We start from the raw sequence: 19315 nt of genomic DNA on the forward strand, positions 1-19315 counted from the left end.
TATATTTTGTATCTTTGCACACTCAAAATAGAAAGATGCGTACAAAATCTGTAGGAAAGAAAAAAATAAATATTGTAACGCTTGGTTGTTCCAAGAACGTTTACGATTCAGAAGTTTTGATGAGTCAGCTTAAAGCCAATGGTAAAGAGGTGGTGCATGAAGACAGAGGAGATATTGTGGTAATCAATACCTGCGGATTTATTGATAACGCAAAAGAAGAATCGATCAATACCATTCTTGAGTATGTTGACGCAAAAAACAGAGGTGAAGTTGAGAAAGTTTTTGTTACGGGTTGTCTTTCTGAGAGATACAAGCCAGATTTGATCAAAGAAATTCCGGATGTTGATCAGTATTTCGGAACGAGGGATCTGCCGATCTTGCTAAAACATTTAGGGGCGGATTATAAACATGAATTGGTAGGGGAAAGATTGACTACTACTCCAAAGCATTATGCTTATCTGAAAATTTCGGAAGGTTGCGACAGACCTTGTTCGTTTTGTGCGATTCCTTTGATGAGGGGTGGTCACGTTTCGACACCGATTGAGAAATTAGTGAAAGAGGCTCAAAAACTGGCAAAAGTTGGTGTGAAAGAATTGATCTTGATTGCTCAGGATCTGACCTATTACGGTTTAGATATATATAAGAAGAGAGCTTTAGGCGAACTTTTAAAAGAATTGGTAAAAGTAGAAGGAATCGAGTGGATTCGTCTACATTATGCTTTTCCAAGCGGTTTCCCGGAAGATGTTTTAGATATCATCAGAGAAGAGCCAAAAGTTTGTAATTATATAGATATTCCGCTTCAGCATATCAATTCAGACTTGTTGAAATCGATGAAACGTGGTACAACTCACGAAAAGACGAATGCTTTATTAGACAAATTCAGAGAGAAAGTTCCGGATATGGCTATAAGAACTACTTTAATTGTAGGTTATCCAGGAGAAACTGAAGAAAAATTCCAGGAACTTAAAGATTGGGTGAGAGAGCAGAAATTCGACAGATTGGGATGTTTCACTTATTCACATGAAGAAAATACCGGAGCTTACGTTTTAGAAGATGATATTCCGCAGGAAGTCAAAGAAGCAAGAGTAGAAGAGATCATGGAGTTGCAGTCACAGATTTCTTGGGAGAAAAATCAGACGAAGATTGGTGAAGTTTATAAATGTGTTTTCGACAGAAAAGAAGGAAATTACTTTGTGGGCAGAACAGAATATGATTCGCCCGACGTAGACAATACGGTTCTGGTAGCCGCAGATAATACTTACATTTCGATAGGCGAGTTTGCCAACGTGAAAATAACTTCCGCAGAGGAGTTTGATTTGTATGGCGAACTAGTTTAAGATAAAATGAAAACCAATGATTCTGTCATTGGTTTTTAAATATATTCAAAATATCCTGTTTTTTATTTTGGCATCAATTTGATAAAGTCCAAAAGCAGGTTAAGATTTTTTTAATGGCAGCTTTTCCGCCCTCCGTTCCCGCTTTTTTGCAAATTGCCAAAGCCTTATCCTTGCCGGAATTTGCAAAAAGAGCTCCACTCAGGTCGGGCTGCTGCAATTCGATGTTATAAAGAGTAAAAAATCATTAGGTAAAGCGTTAATGTAGATATTTACCAAATTCTTTCCTTCAGAAAATATTTAGATTAGGAGTACAGCCAAAATTAAAACGAATAATGTTTGTTGTTTTTCAATTTTTCATGATGCTTTTTATCAATAAGTAGTTGAATTTTTTGATTAATTACAAGCAGATTTTAGTAAAATCACAATTTTTTAATTGATTGATTTTCAAATATTTGAAAACTAAATCCGCCTCCAAGTGGGCTTAAAGCAGTTAAATCCGTTAACTTTTTGCTTATAATTTTAACGTTTTTTAACATAGCTACTTAAAACCCCTGATAATAGGCAGTTAGAATTAAATTTAAGATAATTTTAACTTTTATTTAATACTTGTTAACGTTTAAAATAGGTGAGTAAAAAGTTTCACTATACTTTTGCCCTGTCAAACAATAAAATAATTCAAAATGATGAAAAGATTCATTCTCGTAATCATAATGATGATTTCAACACTAGGTATTTATTCTTTCAAGAACAATGCCGAAGATGCGAAGAAAACAAGTTATGCGTCGTATTACCACGACAAGTTTAATGGTAAAAAAACAGCAAGCGGAGAAGTTTTTAGTAATTCTAAACTAACCGCAGCACACAGAACGCTTCCGTTTGGAACTGAAATTAAGGTAACCAATCTGAACAATGGAGAAGAGGTAATTGTAACGATTAATGATAGAGGGCCTTTTCATTCATCAAGAGCATTAGATATGTCTAAAGCTGCGTTCGATGAAATTGGGGGAATCAAAAAAGGTATTATCCCGGTAGAGTACGAAATTGTCGATTAAATTTAATACGATTCTTAAAATTAATAAAGCCAGCTAGATCAGCTGGCTTTAATGTTTTTAGAGGTCTACTTCAATCAATGCGGGGCAATGATCAGAATGTACCGCTTCCTTCAATATCACAGCTCGTGACAGTTTATCTTTCAAAGAATATGAAGCAAAATTATAATCCAGTCTCCATCCTTTATTATTAGCTCTCGAATTTTGTCTGTAACTCCACCAGGTATAATTATTGGGTTCGTTGTTGAAATATCTGAAGCTGTCTATCAATTCACACTCGTTAATGAAATTGGTCATCCATTCTCTTTCCATCGGTAAAAATCCCGAAGTATTTTTTAAACCAACCGGATTATGAATATCAATCGCTTCATGGCAAATATTGAAATCTCCGGAAATAATAAGATTCGGAATGTCTTTCTTTAAATTTTTAATGTATTCTAAAAAATCATGGCAGAACTGCATTTTAAATTCCAGCCTTTCAATATTGGAAGCAGACGGAACGTATACCGAAATCACAGAATAGCCGTCAAAATCTGCACGGATGATTCTTCCTTCATTGTCATAGCTTTCAATTCCGCAACCGTATTCTACATGATGAGGTTTTGTTTTAGAAGCAATTCCGACTCCGCTGTAGCCTTTTCTTATTGCTGAATGCCAATAACTGTGATAACCGATTTTTTCAAGACTTTCAATGTCTATTTGATCGTTTCCTGCTTTGCTTTCCTGAATGCAGATAATATCCGGATCGGCGGTTTTCAGCCAACCGAGAAAATCTTTCGTAAAAGCGGCTCTGATTCCGTTGACGTTGTAGGTGATTAATTTCATGATTCAAAAATATAAAAAATCGGGCGGAAAAAATCGAAGATTTTTTCCGCCCGAGCCCAAATAATAAACTATGAAAAAAACTATTTTGGTTCTAAAATACTTATCGGGATAATACACTCTTCAAGAGAAATTCCACCGTGTTGGTAAGTCTCTTTATAATAATTGACAAAGTGGTTATAATTTTTCGGATACGCTAAAAATGTATTGTTCTTGGCAAAAATATATTTTGAGCTTAAATTTCCTTTAGGTAAAAATATTTTTTCAGGATTCGTAACTGCCCAAACATCTTTTTCGTCATACGTCAGACTTTTTCCGGTCTTATAACGGATGTTGGTGGATGTTTCTCTGTCTCCCACAACACGACTCGGTTTTTTTACGTAAACGGTTCCGTGATCGGTAGTGATGACTAATTTATAGCCACTTTCAGCCGCCAATTTGATGATTTTAATTAAAGATGAGTTCTCAAACCAGTTCGATGTCAACGAACGGAAAGTTTTATCATCTCTGATCAACTGGTCAACAATATGATTGTCGGTTTTTGCATGAGATAGGATATCAATAAAGTTGTAAACGATAACCAAAAGGTCATTATTTTTATGCTGATTAAAATCTTCATAGATCTTTTTCTCAAAATCGGCATTCAAAACCTTCAGATATTTCATTGATTTAGAATTTAAACCAATTCTTTTCATTTGATCTTCTAAGAAATCACGCTCATATTCATTCTTATTTCCGTCTTCATTATCATTAAACCATTTATCAGGGAAACGTTTTTCAATTTCTGAAGGAAGCATTCCTGCGAAGAATGAATTTCTTGCATATTGAGTCGCAGTCGGAAGAATACTGTAATAATAATCTTCAGAAACTTTGTTGTAATATTTAGTAAATAATGGCTCAATTACTTTCCACTGATCATATCTCAAATTATCAACCATCAGCAAAAGAACTTTATCTTTTTCAACTTCAGGTTTTACTTTGTCTCGGAATAAAGTATGGCTCATAAGCGGTTTATCACTGCCATTCAACCAATCTTCGTAATTGTTTTCGATAAATTTTGCGAATTGGATATTAGCTTCTTCTTTTTGAGACTGCAGCAAATCTGCAAACTCATTATCTGCAACTTTGTCAAATTTCAATTCCCAGTTGACGATTTTTTTATAATATTCTGCCCATTCCTGATAAGTTTTCAGGTAAGAAAGCTCCATTGATAGGTTTCGGAATTCCTGTTGATATTGAAGTATTGTTTTCTGCTCTACAAGATTATCTTCCTGAAGGTTTTTCTTTAACGATAATAAAATTTGATTAGGATTTACAGGTTTCAGAATATAATCTGCAATCTGAGATCCGATCGCTTCTTCCATGATGTGTTCTTCTTCACTTTTTGTCACCATTACGATTTTCAGAGAGCTGTCTTTCTCTTTGATCATAGGAATAGCCTCAAGTCCCGAAATTCCGGGCATATTTTCGTCAATAAGTGTCAATGCAAATTTTTCTGAATCCATCAGTTCCAAAGCCTCATTCACATTGTTTACAGGAGTTACATGGTAGCCCTTTTTTTCTAAAAATACGATATGAGGTTTTAGTAAATCTATTTCATCATCGATCCATAATATTTTTTCTGACATAAAAGTATAATTTTTTCTACGGTTATTGTATCAAAACTGCGACCAAAAGCCTTTAACAAAAGCCAAATTGGCGGGTTTAAAAGTTAAATCTTAGTTAAAGAAATTCTGTCGCAATCATTTGTAATATGTGGTATGAAGATAGGCTAAAATCTTCAGGTTTTAAAGCATTATTAATAAAAATTCATTCGATTAAATTTTATGATTATCTCAGATTTGACATTAATACCTTAATTTTGCAATTATCACAGTATATTTCAATGCAAAACAAGCTTAAAATTATCAACGATCCTGTTCACGGTTTTATTAAAATTCCTCATGAGATTTTATTCGACGTCATAGAACACCCTTATTTCCAAAGATTGAGAAGGATTTCCCAGACCGGACTTTTGAATTTAATTTTTCCCGGTGCGACGCATACAAGATTCCATCATGCTTTAGGAGCAATGCATTTAATGTTTACGGCTTTAGAAACTTTAAAGCAGAAAGGAATTCAGATTTCTGAGGAGGAGGAAAAAGGGGCGATGTTGGCAATTTTGATGCACGACATCGGTCACGGTCCTTTTTCTCATGCATTGGAAAATATGTTGATGGATGATTGGCATCATGAGAATCTTTCTTTATTATTAATGAACAGATTAAATGATGAATTCAACGGTCAGTTGTCAATTGCAATCGAAATGTTTCAGGGGAAATACCACAGAAAGTTTTTTAACCAGCTGATCAGCTCACAATTGGATGTTGATCGATTAGATTATTTAAAAAGAGACAGTTTTTTCACTGGAGTTTCTGAAGGAAATGTAAATACTCAAAGAATTATTTCGATGATGAATGTCTGCGAAGATGAGTTGGTGATTGATGCAAAAGGTGTTTATTCGATTGAAAACTTCCTTACAGCGAGAATGTTTATGTATTGGCAGGTATATTATCACAAAACATCGGCTTTAGCAGAATTTATTTTGGTTAAAATTTTAGAAAGAGCAAAATATCTGGCTTCGCAGGGAGTAGATTTACCCGCAACAGAAAATTTAAAATACTTTCTGCATCGTGAAAAAAGTGCTGCAACCGATGAAGATGTAGAAAGATTTACCCAAATGGATGATAATGATATTATTCATGCGATGAAGTTGTGGCAAAAATCTGATGATTTTATTCTTTCTTATTGGTGTGAATGTGTCATTCAGCGAAACCTTCCCAGAACGATCATTTCTTCACAGCCTTTCGACCCGGAATTTGTAGAAGAAAAAGTAAAAGAGACCAATGCATTTTTTGGAATAAATAATGCTCACGAACTTGTACACGAGATTGAAAGAACACTTTTACCTTACAATACAGATAAGCAGCCTATTTATTTATTACAGAAAAGCGGTAAAATTTTAAGACTTGACGAGTCAGAAGATCAGCTTTTATCTGGACTGATTACCAACATAACAACACGTTATATCCTCACTTTTCCAAGAAAGTAAAAGCTTCGGATTTCTTAAAGAATATTAAAATCTATATTACTCAATCTAAAAAATGTTGGTGAATAATAGAATTTGTTATCTTTGCAGAATATGGAATTCACAGCTTCGCAAATTGCGAGTTTTATTGACGGAAAAATTATAGGCGATGACAATGCGCGTATAACAGGAGTTTCACCTATTGAAAGTGGGGAAACAGGGCATCTTTCTTTTATTGCCCAGGAACGTTTTTCTCATTATTTAGATACATCAGACTGTTCCGTTCTTATAGTTTCGGAAGATATTTTAACAAAGCAAAGCTATAATCAGACCATTATCGCTGTGAAAGATGCCTATCTTTCTTTTCAGGTGCTCATGAATCTGTATCAGGAAATGCAGGGAAGAAAGGAAGGGGTGGAAGACGGAGCTTCTATTCACGAAACCGCTGTGATAGGTGATAAAACCTATATCGGAGCATTCACTTATGTTTCCGAAAAAGCTAAAATCGGGGAGGGATCGCAGATTTATCCTCAGGTTTATATAGGAAAAGGGGTGAAGATTGGTAAAAACTGCAAGATTGACAGCGGCGCAAGAATATACGATTATTGCATTATAGGTGACAATTGTGTAATTCATTCCAATACAGTAATTGGCGGAGATGGTTTTGGGTTTCAGCCGACTGCTGAAGGTTTCAAAAAAATTCCTCAATTGGGTAATGTGATCATTGAAGATGATGTTGAAATCGGTTCAAACTGTAGCATCGACAGAGCTACAATTGGTTCTACAGTAATCGGTAAAGGAACAAAAATCGATAATTTGATTCAGATCGCACACAACGTAAAAATAGGTCAGAACAATGTGATTGCTTCACAAACCGGTATTGCGGGCTCCACAATTGTTGGCGACTGGAACCAGATCGGCGGACAGGTAGGAATCGTGGGACACATCAAAATAGGAAGTCAGGTGAAAATTCAGGCACAAAGTGGTGTAAATTCTCACGTGAATGATAAAGAAACAGTGTATGGTTCACCAGCAATCAGCTATAACGACTATCTAAGAAGTTACGTTCATTTCAGGAATCTTCCTGAGCTCGTAAAACGAATAAATAATCTTGAGAATAACTCAAAAGATCAGACTAATGAGTGATATGCAAAAAACACTTCAGGAAGAGGTTACTCTATCCGGAATTGGCCTTCATACTGGTAAAGAAGTAAAATTGACCATCAAACCTGCAAAAGAAAATACGGGTTTCATCTTTGTAAGAACAGATTTGGAGGGGCATCCCCAAGTTGAAGCAGACGTTAATTATGTGGTTGCGACAGAAAGAGGTACAACTCTTGAAAAGCTCGGCGTAAAAATCAATACCTGTGAACACCTTTTAGCAGCTTTGGTTGGTTGTGATATCGATAATGCCTATCTTGAGATGAATGCTTCAGAACCTCCGATTTTAGATGGTTCTTCTAAATTTTTCGTAGAAGCTATCGAAAGTGTAGGAATTGTAGAGCAAAAAACAGCCAGAGAATATTTGGTGGTAAAAGAAGTTTTAAGCTACAGCGATCCTGCAACCGGTTCGGAAATTACAATTATCCCTTCAGATAATTACGAAATTACTACAATGGTAGATTTTGGGACTAAAGTTTTAGGTACTCAGAATGCGACACTTAAAAATATTTCAGAGTTTAAAGAAGAGATTTCTTCTGCAAGAACATTCAGCTTTTTGCATGAATTGGAAATGCTTCTTGATCACGGTCTGATCAAAGGGGGAGATATCTCCAATGCAATTGTTTACGTAGACAAAGATCTAACTGCTGAAACCACAGAAAAATTAAAGAAAGCTTTTGGAAAAGATCACGTTGCGATCAGACCAAACGGTATTCTTGATAATTTGACTTTAAACTATCCAAACGAAGCTGCAAGACACAAATTATTAGATGTAATCGGTGATTTGGCATTATGCGGAGTTAAAATTAAAGGTAAAATTATTGCCAACAAGCCTGGACATTTTGTAAATACTCAGTTTGCTAAAAAGCTGAACCGACAGTGGAAATTACAGAAAAAGAAAAACGTTCCAGATTTTGATTTAAATAAAGAACCTGTTTTTGATATCAACGGAATTATGAGACTAATGCCTCACAGACCACCGTTTTTATTAATCGACAAGATTTTAGAATTGTCAGATTCTCACGTGGTAGGTTTAAAGAATGTGACAATGAATGAGCCTTTCTTTGTTGGTCACTTTCCAAAAGAGCCGGTAATGCCGGGAGTTTTACAGGTAGAAGCTTTGGCACAGACAGGCGGTATTTTGGTTTTAGCGAGTGTGCCGGATCCTGAAAATTATTCTACCTATTTCATCAAGATGGATAAAGTAAAATTCAAGAGAAAAGTCGTTCCTGGTGATACGATGATTTTCAAAATTGAATTGATTGAACCTATCAGAAGAGGTATTGTGCATATGCAGGGTTACGGATATGTTGGTGATACAATAGCAGTAGAAGCTGAGCTTATGGCTCAGGTTGCAAAAAATAAAGTTGAGTAAATGATTCATCAATTAGCCGCCGTTGATAAACGTGCAAAAATCAGTAAAAATGTAATTGTAGAACCATTTACTACCATTGCAGGTGATGTAGAAATAGGTGAAGGTACCTGGATCGGTTCAAATGTTACCATAATGGATGGTGCGAGAATCGGAAAAAACTGCAGGATTTTTCCCGGAACTGTAATTTCTGCCATCCCACAGGATCTGAAATTTGATGGTGAAGATACGCAGACAATCATTGGTGATGAGACAACAATCAGAGAATGTGTGACTGTAAACAGGGGAACAAAAGCTTTGGGCTATACTAAAATTGGCAACAACTGTTTGATTATGGCAACTTCTCACATTGCTCACGATTGCATTATTGGTGATCACGTAATCATTGTTAACGGATGTGGTATTGCCGGTCATGTTGAAATCGGAGATTTTACCGTAATGGGAGGCTTAAGTGCTGTTCACCAGTTTGGGAAAATTGGGAAGCACGTGATGATTTCAGGAGGTACCCTGGTAAGAAAAGATATTCCACCTTATGTAAAAGTTGCGCGGGAACCGATGTCTTACGCAGGGATCAATTCTGTAGGTTTAAGAAGAAGAGGTTTTACCAACGATAAAATATTTGAAATTCAGAAAATCTACAGAGCAATCTTTCAGATGAAAATGAATGTTTCTCAGGCAGTTTCTCACATAGAAAAAGAGATGCTTCCGACTGCTGAAAGAGATGAAATTTTACAGTTTATCCAGAATTCTCCTAGAGGTATTGTAAAAGGATACGGAACTGGGAAAGAATAATTTAAATTTAATATGATGAAAAATTCAGTTTTAATCTTTACAGTATTATCTACTTTTGTCTTTGCACAACAGAAAAAAAATATGTCTTTGAATGTGAAAGATTCTCTGGCAGTTAAAAATGTGAATTCTATTCTGAATTATTCAAAAAAGTCATTTTCAAATCTGAATTCAGATCTGCATAATTCTTCAGAAGTCAATAAAAATCTTGATCAGCTTTTAATCAATAATATCAATTTTAATTCTATTATTAATAATCGTTCTGTAAGTTCAGTAGATGCAGGTACTTTTTACAGACCAAGAATTGATGCGGTTGATCTAGTCGGAAGGCAGCTACTGAATATTCAGATTTACAAATCAAAATAAAAATAATATATAAAAATTAATGGCAACAAGTAACGATATCAGAAAAGGTCTTTGCATAGAATACAGCAATGATATTTTTAAAGTAATCGAGTTTCTTCACGTAAAACCGGGTAAAGGTCCCGCTTTCGTGAGAACAAAACTAAAATCGGTAACCAACGGTAAAGTAATTGATAATACTTTCTCTGCAGGTCATAAAATTGACGAGGTAAAAGTAATTACAAGAAAATTCCAGTATCTTTATGATGATGAGAACGGTTTCCACTTTATGAATAACGAAGATTTCTCACAATTGTACCTAAATAAGGAAATGATTGAAAACTCAAACCTGATGAAGGCAGGAGAGGAAGTGACAATTATTTTGAAAGAAGCTGACGAAACTCCGCTTTCTGCAGAATTGCCTCAGTCTGTTTATCTGGAAGTTGTAGAAGCAGATCCGGGTGTAAAAGGAAATACAGCAACCAATGCTCTGAAAAATGCAATTGTAGAAACAGGAGCAAGAGTAATGGTTCCTTTATTCATCGAGCCGGGTGATAAAATTAAAGTAAGCACAGAAGATGGTTCTTACTTAGAAAGAGTAAAATAAAAAGAGTATATAAATGGAAGTCTGAAGTTGATCTTTAGGCTTTCATTTTTATTTATGGCAGCTTTTCCGCCTTCCACTCCCGCTTTTTTGCTACACGTTGTTTCGCAAAAAAGAGCTCCGTTCAAGTCGGGCTGCGAACTCAAAACCGAAAACAAAACTTGTCTAAGTTTAAACCGTGACAAGATCGATAAATTAAAAAACATCATTAAAATATGACGTTTCATCAGCCACAAAAACTAAAAACAATTGCAGATCTTATCGGAGCGAAATTCGTAGGTTCCGAAGATTTTCAGGTTTTTGGGACCAACGAAATTCACAGAGTAAAATCGGGTGAAATTGTATTCGTTAATCATCCAAAATATTACGATAAAGCTTTAAATTCTGCTGCTACCATTATTTTAATTGATAAAGAAGTAGAATGTCCGGAAGGAAAAGCGTTGTTGATTTCCGACGATCCGTTCGGAAATTTCAATAAAATAAATACCCATTTCACCAAAATCTATAATTTCACAGAAACACTTCATGATGTGGAAATAGGAGAGGGCACAAAAATCCATCCATCCGCAGTTCTGGGAAACAACATTACCATAGGAAACAACACCATTATTTTCCCAAATGTTGTCATCGGAGACCGCACCGTAATTGGTGATAATGTGATTATCCAGTCCAATACTGTTTTGGGAGGCGACGCATTTTATTACAGAAAAGTCAACGGAAATTTTGACCGTTTAATCTCTGTAGGAAACGTGATTATCGAAAACAATGTAGAAATCGGAAACGGCTGTACAATTGATCGCGGAGTAACAGATTCTACCATCATTGGTGAAGGGTCTGTTTTAGATAATCAGATTCAGATCGGTCACGATACTGTGATTGGTAAAAAATGTCTAATTGCTTCTCAGGTTGGTATTGCAGGCTGTTGCATCATTGGTGATGAGGTCACTTTATGGGGACAGGTGGGTATTGCTTCGGGGAACAATATTGAATCAGGCTCTGTACTTTTAGGTAAGACCGGAGTCAACAGAGATCTCAAAAAAGGAACGTACATCGGGATGTTCGCAGAAGATTATAAAACTTACCTTAAAAAAGAGGTGAAACTGAGAAATCTTGAGTAACAATTTACATTGGTTTTATCTGAAATCAAAGAAAAATAAGTAAATTTGTGAGCATTAATTAAAATAAATTAAAACAACAATAAAATGTCAATTTTAGTAAACAAAGATTCTAAAGTAATTGTACAAGGTTTTACAGGGAACGAAGGTACTTTCCATGCAGGTCAGATGATTGAATACGGAACGAACGTAGTAGGTGGTGTTACTCCAGGAAAAGGAGGAAGCGAGCACTTAGGGAAGCCGGTATTTAATACGGTTGCTGATGCTGTTGCAAAAGCCGGAGCCAATGTAAGTATCATTTTTGTACCACCTGCATTTGCTGCAGATGCTATCATGGAAGCTGCTGAAGCGGGTATCAAAGTAATTGTATGTATTACTGAAGGTATTCCTGTTGCAGACATGGTAAAAGTAAAATCTTATATCGCTGACAAAGAATGCAGATTGATCGGACCAAACTGTCCGGGAATCATCACTTCTGATGAAGCTAAAATTGGTATTATGCCAGGTTTCGTTTTCAAAAAAGGAAAAGTAGGGATCGTTTCAAAATCAGGAACTCTTACTTACGAAGCTGCTGATCAGGTTGTAAAAGCTGGTTACGGTGTTTCTACGGCGATCGGAATCGGTGGTGATCCAATCATTGGAACTACAACAAGAGAAGCTTTGGAATTATTCATCAACGACCCGGAAACTGAAGCGGTTGTAATGATCGGTGAAATCGGTGGTGGTCTTGAGGCTGAAGCTGCGAGATGGTACAAAGCTAGCGGTTCTACAAAACCGGTTGTTGGTTTTATTGCCGGGCAAACTGCTCCTAAAGGCAGAACAATGGGGCACGCAGGTGCTATTGTTGGAGGTGACGAAGACACCGCTCAGGCTAAAATGGAAATTATGAGAGAAAACGGTATCAATGTAGTAGATTCCCCTGCTGATATTGGTGTTACCGTTGCAAAAGTTTTAGGATAATTTAAAAACAAAATGATATGAAAAAAATTTTATTAGCATCAGCTTTAGTGCTTTCTACTTTATCTTTCGCACAGATTGATTTTAGTAGTACAAGATTCGGTGTTACTGCTGGTGGAAACTATTCGAGAGTTAAGAACGCGCACAATCCTTCAGGAGCAAGATTTGCTTTTCAGGGTGGTGTTTTAGCATTAATCCCAATGGGAGGAGCCAATCAATTTTATCTTCAACCGGAGGTAACGTATTACGGAGCCGGAGAATCTGGGAAAGATAAAGATGCTAAAAATGCTGATGGTTATGATGCAATGTATGCGAATAATTATTTGAGCGTACCTATTTATTTCAAAGGATATTTTTCTGAAGCAGAATCAGAATTTTTTGGAATTATTGGTCCGAGATTTAATTTTTTATTAAGTCAGAATGTTAAGAACGTACCCGCAAGCAGACCTTATTATGATCCGGATGTAACTGTTCCCAATTATCCACAGATCAGCGGAAAAGCCAACAGCTTCAACTTCGCAGTAGGTGTTGGAGTTGGTTATAGCTACAAGAGACAGCTGGAATTGGCTTTAAAATATGACTTCGGGGTTTCAAACACTTATCCAGACCTTGTTGAGGATTTTACTAAGGACCCGAATGCCGGGAAAAAGAAATCTGAGCAGGTTCTTAGCTTAAGCCTAAGTTATATTTTCGAATAAAATTTTTAATTCAAAACATAAAAACTCCCGAGATAAGCATCTTGGGAGTTTTTTTATTATTTGAAAAAGCTTTTAACTTCTGATCCACTTCCAAAGTTCCTTCAACGTAGCTTTATTTCCATACATTAAAATTCCTACTCTGTAAATTTTTCCAGCAAGGAAAATCATAAAAATAGTCGTGGCTAATAATAAGAAAATAGACAAAGCAATTTGCCAAGCCGGAACGCCGTAAGGTATTCTTGCAATCATCGCAACAGGCGAAGTGAAAGGTATAATTGATAACCAGAACCCTAAAGGTCCGTCAGGATTATTCATTAAAGAAAAACTCCCATACATTCCTAATGTTAAAGGTAAAATAGCAAATAAAGTAAACTGTTGTGTTTCTGTCTCATTATCAACTGCAGAACCAATTGCAGCATAAATTGAGCTGTAAAATATATATCCCAAAAGGAAAAACACAATAAACACAAAGATGATGAGAGGAAAATTTAAATCCAATAAACTGTGGGAAACCTGAGTTGCAATCTGTGTAATATCCAATTTATCAGATAATTCTTCATTGCCTCCAGGAATATTTTTTTGAATGGATGAAAAGCCTGTATTTAAAACTAATGCGCCAATTACTGACATCGTAATCCAAATAATAAACTGTGTAAGTGCAACCATTGTAACGCCTAAAATTTTTCCCATCATCAGTTCAAAAGGTTTTACCGAGGAGATGATGATTTCTACTACTCTGTTGTTTTTCTCTTCCAAAACACTTCTCATCACACGTACTCCGTAAATGATGATAAACATGAAAGTGACATACATTAAACCCAAACTCAACCCCGTTTTCACTCCAAAAGCAAGGTCAGAATCTTCTTTATTATCTTCTGAAACATTAATGGTTTTCAGTTCAAAACTTTTATCAAGATTGTTGAGCTGAGACTCTGCAATACCTAACTGCTTGATTTTTTCTTTCTTAATAACGTTGCTGATATCAGAAATAATACGCTGTTTCGTGTCAAGACCGATTTTTGTATTGACAACCAGTCTTGTGTTTTTTTCTAAGTCATCGAAATTCTGACTGTTAATCTGAGGCAGAATCAAAATTCCATCTAAAGATTCATTGCCTTTAAGATTTTTAATTTTAGATTTTTCATCAGCGACGGGAACGAAAATGTATTCCAGTTTATCATTAGATTTAAGCTGACCTTTGAAAAGTCCGCTGTTGTCTACTACTTCAATAACATTATGTGATTCATTAGCTTTAAACATTAATCCGATCACTGCGCCAAATCCGATGATCATTAACGGAGCCAATAAAGTAAGTAGAATGAAAGATCTTTTCTTTACCTGCGTAAGAAATTCTCTTTTTGTAATTAAAATAATATTTTTCATAAAATTTAAGAATGATTACCTACGGCATTAATAAACACTTCATTCATACTCGGTATTTTTTCGTCAAACGATCTTACTTTTCCTGCCTGTACAAGATCAAGTAAAATATCATTTTGATTCACTGTATTTTTAAGGTCAAAAGAAATCAGATTGTTTTGTTCTGATAAATTGAAAATTTCATATTTATTCTGGAAATTTTGAAGTTGCTCATTATTCACATCCGAAAGCGTAATTCCAAAAATATTTTTCTTGAATTTTTCTCGTACATCAAAAACTCTTCCGTCAATAATTTTCTTTGAATTGTCAATTAAAGCTACATAATCACACATTTCTTCCACACTTTCCATTCTGTGCGTAGAAAGAATAATTGTTGTCCCGTTATTCTTAAGTTCGATGATCTGATCTTTAATCAAATTAGCATTTACAGGATCAAAACCTGAAAATGGCTCGTCAAGAATCAGCAAATGCGGTCTGTGAAGTACAGTTACCACAAACTGTATTTTCTGAGCCATCCCTTTTGAAAGTTCAGAAAGTTTTTTCTTCCACCATTGATCGATGTGTAATTTTTCAAACCATTTTTTGGCTTCATTAAGAGCGTCACTTTTTTTCATCCCCTTCAGTTCTCCGAAATAAAGAATCTGATCTCCCACACTCATATTTTTATATAACCCTCTTTCTTCAGGCATATAACCTATGTCTTTGATGTGATTCGGATTCAGTTTTTCACCGTTGATGAAAACATCTCCGGAATCTGCCTGTGTAATCTGATTGATAATACGGATAAAAGAGGTTTTCCCTGCTCCGTTGGGTCCCAGAAGACCGTAGATACTTCCTTTGGGCACATGAATGCTAAAATCTTCCAAAGCGGTTTTCTTTCCGGCGTTGTAAGTTTTAGTAATGTGTTCAGCTTTTAGCATTAAGTTGTTTTTTTACTATGAGTATAAAAATAATCCGAAAGTTACGGAATTATTAAAACAGAAGAAATCTAAAAGAAAAAATCCTGATGATTATCAGGATTTAATATTATTGTTTTACTATTTGAGTAACCTTTTGGGTATTGTCGCTGAGAATATAGCGGATCAGATACTTTCCAGGTTTTAATTTTTCAATATTGATCTCAGCTTTGTTTGCATTCACATTGTAATTGGCAACTTGTGTTCCCAATATAGAATAAAAAATAACTGATTTAATTTTTAAAGAAGAATCTTTGGCTTTTACTACCAAAAACTCTTTTGCAGGATTCGGGTATGCAGTAAGAACCCCATCATCAGACTTCTGAGAAGTGGAAGAAGGCTCTTTTATCTGTGCTTTAATATTGTCGGAAAAACCAACAAAAGCGCCCGTGAATATAATTAAAAGTAAAAGTTTTTTCATCTAACGTATTATTTGCATAATTATTACTAACAAAAGTAATAAATTCTATAATCATCTACAATAGTTTTTTATAGAACTTATATTAAATTTGCAATAAATTATTCAAAAAGTATTCCAAAATGATATATTCAAGAAACAGAAGATTGAGAGTAAATGAATCTATGAGAGGATTGGTGAGAGAATGCAGCCTTTCTACAGACGACTTTGTAATGCCAATCTTCGTGATGGAAGGTGAAAATAAAGAAGAAGCAATTTCGTCAATGCCCGGAATTTTCAGACGCAGCATTGATCTGACAGTTAAAGAATGTAAAGAATTATTTTCTTTAGGGGTGAAAGCAGTCAATCTGTACATGAAAGTTTCAGAACATCTGAAAGACAACACAGGAAAAGAAGCATGGAACAAAGACGGATTGATGCAAAATACCATTAAAGCAATCAAAGATGCTGTTCCGGAAATGATTATTATGCCTGATGTAGCTTTAGATCCATATTCAATTTACGGTCATGACGGAATTATAGAAAACGGAAAAATACTTAATGATGCAACCAACGAAGCTTTGGCTAGAATGTCCGTTTCACATGCGGAAGCCGGAGCAGACATTGTGGCACCAAGCGACATGATGGATGGGAGAGTTTTGGCAATTCGTGAAGCTTTGGAACAAAATGGTTTCCATGATGTCGGAATTTTGAGCTATGCTGCAAAATATGCAAGTTCATTTTACGGACCTTTCAGAAGTGCTTTAGACAGTGCTCCGAAAGATAATATGGAAATCCCGAAAGATAAAAAGACCTATCAGATGGATTTTCACAATTCCCGTGAAGCTTTAAATGAAGTTTTCAAAGATGTGGAAGAAGGTGCAGATATTATCATGATAAAACCGGGACTTCCGTATTTGGATATCGTTTCAAAAGTGCGTGAAGCCATCGATTTACCAATTGCGGTTTACAATGTTAGCGGAGAATATGCAATGCTGAAAGCTGCTGCTCAAAACGGTTGGTTAGACAACGATAAGGCAATCATTGAAAGTTTAACGTGCTTCAAAAGAGCAGGAGCGGATATGATTTTTACGTATGCCGCAAAAGAAGCTGCGATTCTTTTAAACAGATAAATACTGAAAGATATTTAAAAAAACCACTTCAATTTTGAAGTGGTTTTTTTAAATATTGCTATCCAAAACATGCATTGTAATGAAGAGATCCCGGAACAATAGGATTTTGTCCACCGTTGTCATATACACATATATTAGACGGGCATAGATACCATCCTGGCTGGCAATTACCATTTTCGTCTGGAAATCTTATATTTCCACCATTAATTTTCATTAGATTTTTTCTTGTTAACTTTTTCATAATAATATTTTTTGATTAGTGAAAAACTAAATTAACAAAAAAACATCACATAATATCAAAATCTTTTCCTTTGGTGAATTTTGCCGCAAAGGGAGCTTGATTTCCTGAATATTTTAAAACGAAATGTTTTTTAGTATCCGTATCAACTTTGGCTTCAACTTCCACATCCTGTGTTTGGAAACTCACATCTAAACGCACGCCGGTTTCTTTCTCCAGGAAAATTTCTACACTTTCAGCATAAAAAAGTGAAGTGCTTAAATAATTGAATTTAATATTCTTGCGGTAAGTTTTTGATTCTGAATCTGTGAATTCTGAATATTTCCTAAGAATTTCAATTCCCGGAGAGTCAATATTGGTAATTCTTGATTTTGTTACTCCGTTAACACGGATAGAAAAACTTTTGGCACTGTTGATATTTCCGTTGACTCCAATATTGAATAAAGAAGGCAGCGAAAGACCATATTCAACCATATTTTCCTTTGTAAATTCAAAATCGGGAATCAACGCCGCATGTTTTGGAACATTCAAAAGTTGATCTTTAACTGTTTTCAATTGTCCTTCAGAAAAGAGAAAACCTATCAGATTATTGTTGGTCGTTCTCCAGTTTCTTCCGTTCCATTCGTAGATTTCACAGAGCAAAGTATCTATAGAAGAATGGGGCAGAAGATCAATGTCCTGCCATTTGAAAACTTCTTTTGCATAAGGTCTTCGGTTGATCAGATTTATTCCCAGATCCAAAGCCAGCAAATCAGTCAGTTGTTGGTTGTTTTCCATAAAATTTAAATGATGATTGATGCTTAAATTTAAGAAAAATACCAATTGATATAATTCAGTAAAATAAAATTATTGTAAAATTTATAGCCAGCCGTTATTATCCACTTAATATTAAGCACAAAGTTTGTTATTCCGTCAGGAATCTGGACGACAAAACTATTTCACAACCTTCTCAGATCCGTATGCTATGACAAACTGAAAGTTAATTTAAATTCACAATTTTTAAAATAACCTTAAATTTTCATAAAACTGAATCAACCGCTTTTTAATCTCAAATTTAAATTCAAAAAAACTTTATCTTTGCCTTTATGATTTTACGAGGAGAAAACTTAATCAAAGAATACGGTCCCAAAAAAGTTGTAAAAGGCGTTTCTGTAGAAGTTCAACAGGGAGAAATTGTTGGTTTGCTTGGTCCGAACGGAGCCGGGAAAACCACTTCGTTTTATATGATCGTAGGCTTGGTAAAGCCGACCTCCGGAAAAATTTTCCTCGATAAACAGGAGATCACAACCGATGCGATGTACCGGAGAGCCCAAAAAGGAATCGGTTATCTTGCACAGGAAGCATCCGTTTTCAGAAAATTATCTGTTGAAGATAATATCATGGGTGTTTTACAGCTGACGAAACTTTCAAAACGTGAACAGGAAATAAAATGTGATGAACTGATCGAAGAGTTTTCTTTACAACACGTCCGAAAAAACCGTGGAGATTTACTTTCCGGTGGTGAAAGACGTAGAACCGAGATTGCACGTTGTTTAGCAACCAGTCCGAGTTTTATTTTGCTGGATGAGCCTTTTGCGGGAGTTGACCCGATTGCAGTAGAAGATATTCAGAAAATCGTAAGAAGTCTGACCGACAAAAACATAGGAATTCTGATTACCGATCACAACGTACAGCAGACTTTGGCGATCACCAACAAAACGTATATCATGTTTGAAGGTAAAATCTTAAAAGAAGGCTTACCGGAAGAACTGGCAAACGATCCGCAGGTAAGAGAAGCCTATTTAGGGGAAAATTTTGTTTACCAGAGTATTTTTGACAAACCAAGTAAGAAAAAACATGCGTACAATATCTGGGCAGGAAATTTTGATTCTAAATCTCAGTTTCAAAGTTTTGTAGAT

General features: G+C 35.4%; 19 protein-coding genes and 1 pseudogene. 13 read left to right on the forward strand and 7 right to left on the reverse strand.

Annotated elements, in window-relative coordinates:
- The first annotated feature begins 35 nt into the window (after positions 1 to 35).
- Together rimO and AC4FQ5_RS08495 are read left to right on the forward strand one after the other, a co-directional pair.
- Positions 36 to 1337, forward strand: a complete 1302-nt coding sequence (gene rimO / locus AC4FQ5_RS08490) for a 30S ribosomal protein S12 methylthiotransferase RimO (protein ID WP_491142437.1) — start codon at positions 36 to 38, stop codon at positions 1335 to 1337.
- Between the two features lie 680 nt (positions 1338 to 2017).
- Entirely contained in the window at positions 2018 to 2389 is a 372-nt protein-coding gene (locus AC4FQ5_RS08495) for a septal ring lytic transglycosylase RlpA family protein (protein WP_491142439.1), read from the forward strand.
- Positions 2390 to 2446: 57 nt separating this feature from the next.
- Here the strand turns inward: AC4FQ5_RS08495 and AC4FQ5_RS08500 are convergent, their stop codons facing one another.
- Both AC4FQ5_RS08500 and porX read right to left on the reverse strand, forming a co-directional pair.
- Complete coding sequence (locus AC4FQ5_RS08500; RefSeq protein WP_491142441.1) at positions 2447 to 3211, reverse strand: exodeoxyribonuclease III; 765 nt, start codon at positions 3209 to 3211, stop codon at positions 2447 to 2449.
- 80 nt (positions 3212 to 3291) lie between these two features.
- On the reverse strand, positions 3292 to 4836 hold the full coding sequence (porX, locus tag AC4FQ5_RS08505; protein ID WP_491142443.1) for a T9SS response regulator signal transducer PorX: 1545 nt from the start codon (positions 4834 to 4836) through the stop codon (positions 3292 to 3294).
- Positions 4837 to 5093: 257 nt separating this feature from the next.
- Between porX and AC4FQ5_RS08510 the strand changes: the two genes are divergently transcribed.
- From AC4FQ5_RS08510 to AC4FQ5_RS08550, 9 genes are all read left to right on the forward strand, one after another.
- Positions 5094 to 6299 (forward strand): HD domain-containing protein, encoded by a 1206-nt coding sequence (locus tag AC4FQ5_RS08510; protein ID WP_491142445.1) that lies wholly within the window; start codon positions 5094 to 5096, stop codon positions 6297 to 6299.
- Positions 6300 to 6389: 90 nt separating this feature from the next.
- Entirely contained in the window at positions 6390 to 7421 is a 1032-nt protein-coding gene (lpxD, locus tag AC4FQ5_RS08515; RefSeq protein ID WP_491142446.1) for a UDP-3-O-(3-hydroxymyristoyl)glucosamine N-acyltransferase, read from the forward strand.
- Positions 7414 to 8811 carry a bifunctional UDP-3-O-[3-hydroxymyristoyl] N-acetylglucosamine deacetylase/3-hydroxyacyl-ACP dehydratase gene (locus AC4FQ5_RS08520; protein WP_491142448.1) on the forward strand — a complete coding sequence of 466 codons (1398 nt, stop codon included), beginning with the start codon at positions 7414 to 7416 and terminating at the stop codon, positions 8809 to 8811. The genes lpxD and AC4FQ5_RS08520 overlap by 8 nt, the downstream gene beginning before the upstream one ends.
- Positions 8812 to 9600 carry an acyl-ACP--UDP-N-acetylglucosamine O-acyltransferase gene (gene lpxA, locus AC4FQ5_RS08525; protein ID WP_491142450.1) on the forward strand — a complete coding sequence of 263 codons (789 nt, stop codon included), beginning with the start codon at positions 8812 to 8814 and terminating at the stop codon, positions 9598 to 9600.
- Between the two features lie 15 nt (positions 9601 to 9615).
- Positions 9616 to 9963, forward strand: a complete 348-nt coding sequence (locus tag AC4FQ5_RS08530; protein ID WP_491142452.1) for a hypothetical protein — start codon at positions 9616 to 9618, stop codon at positions 9961 to 9963.
- A 19-nt stretch (positions 9964 to 9982) separates the two neighbouring features.
- Positions 9983 to 10546 carry an elongation factor P gene (gene efp / locus AC4FQ5_RS08535; RefSeq protein ID WP_143883968.1) on the forward strand — a complete coding sequence of 188 codons (564 nt, stop codon included), beginning with the start codon at positions 9983 to 9985 and terminating at the stop codon, positions 10544 to 10546.
- A gap of 212 nt (positions 10547 to 10758) precedes the next feature.
- Positions 10759 to 11661, forward strand: coding sequence for an LpxD N-terminal domain-containing protein (locus AC4FQ5_RS08540; RefSeq protein ID WP_491142454.1), 903 nt, complete (start codon positions 10759 to 10761; stop codon positions 11659 to 11661).
- A gap of 84 nt (positions 11662 to 11745) precedes the next feature.
- Entirely contained in the window at positions 11746 to 12618 is an 873-nt protein-coding gene (gene sucD, locus AC4FQ5_RS08545) for a succinate--CoA ligase subunit alpha (RefSeq protein WP_129534654.1), read from the forward strand.
- A 17-nt stretch (positions 12619 to 12635) separates the two neighbouring features.
- On the forward strand, positions 12636 to 13313 hold the full coding sequence (locus tag AC4FQ5_RS08550; protein WP_491142456.1) for a porin family protein: 678 nt from the start codon (positions 12636 to 12638) through the stop codon (positions 13311 to 13313).
- A gap of 72 nt (positions 13314 to 13385) precedes the next feature.
- Here the strand turns inward: AC4FQ5_RS08550 and AC4FQ5_RS08555 are convergent, their stop codons facing one another.
- From AC4FQ5_RS08555 to AC4FQ5_RS08565, 3 genes are all read right to left on the reverse strand, one after another.
- A complete protein-coding gene (locus AC4FQ5_RS08555) occupies positions 13386 to 14696 on the reverse strand; it encodes an ABC transporter permease (RefSeq protein ID WP_491142458.1) in 1311 nt (436 codons plus the stop codon).
- 5 nt (positions 14697 to 14701) lie between these two features.
- Positions 14702 to 15613, reverse strand: coding sequence for an ABC transporter ATP-binding protein (locus AC4FQ5_RS08560; RefSeq protein WP_491142460.1), 912 nt, complete (start codon positions 15611 to 15613; stop codon positions 14702 to 14704).
- Between the two features lie 106 nt (positions 15614 to 15719).
- Positions 15720 to 16070, reverse strand: coding sequence for a T9SS type A sorting domain-containing protein (locus AC4FQ5_RS08565; RefSeq protein WP_491142462.1), 351 nt, complete (start codon positions 16068 to 16070; stop codon positions 15720 to 15722).
- Positions 16071 to 16189: 119 nt separating this feature from the next.
- Here AC4FQ5_RS08565 and hemB point away from each other — a divergent pair, with 119 nt between their 5' ends.
- Positions 16190 to 17179, forward strand: a complete 990-nt coding sequence (hemB, locus tag AC4FQ5_RS08570) for a porphobilinogen synthase (protein WP_491142464.1) — start codon at positions 16190 to 16192, stop codon at positions 17177 to 17179.
- 58 nt (positions 17180 to 17237) lie between these two features.
- Here hemB and AC4FQ5_RS08575 read toward each other — a convergent pair whose 3' ends face one another.
- Positions 17238 to 17420 carry a hypothetical protein gene (locus AC4FQ5_RS08575; RefSeq protein ID WP_300353328.1) on the reverse strand — a complete coding sequence of 61 codons (183 nt, stop codon included), beginning with the start codon at positions 17418 to 17420 and terminating at the stop codon, positions 17238 to 17240.
- A gap of 45 nt (positions 17421 to 17465) precedes the next feature.
- A complete protein-coding gene (locus AC4FQ5_RS08580; RefSeq protein WP_491142466.1) occupies positions 17466 to 18194 on the reverse strand; it encodes a hypothetical protein in 729 nt (242 codons plus the stop codon).
- Positions 18195 to 18502: 308 nt separating this feature from the next.
- Between AC4FQ5_RS08580 and lptB the strand changes: the two are divergent.
- Positions 18503 to 19228: pseudogene (lptB, locus tag AC4FQ5_RS08585) on the forward strand (LPS export ABC transporter ATP-binding protein); the annotation flags it as partial.
- Between the last annotated feature and the right edge of the window lie 87 nt (positions 19229 to 19315).

The sequence above is a fragment of the Chryseobacterium sp. DT-167 genome, from assembly GCF_058310155.1.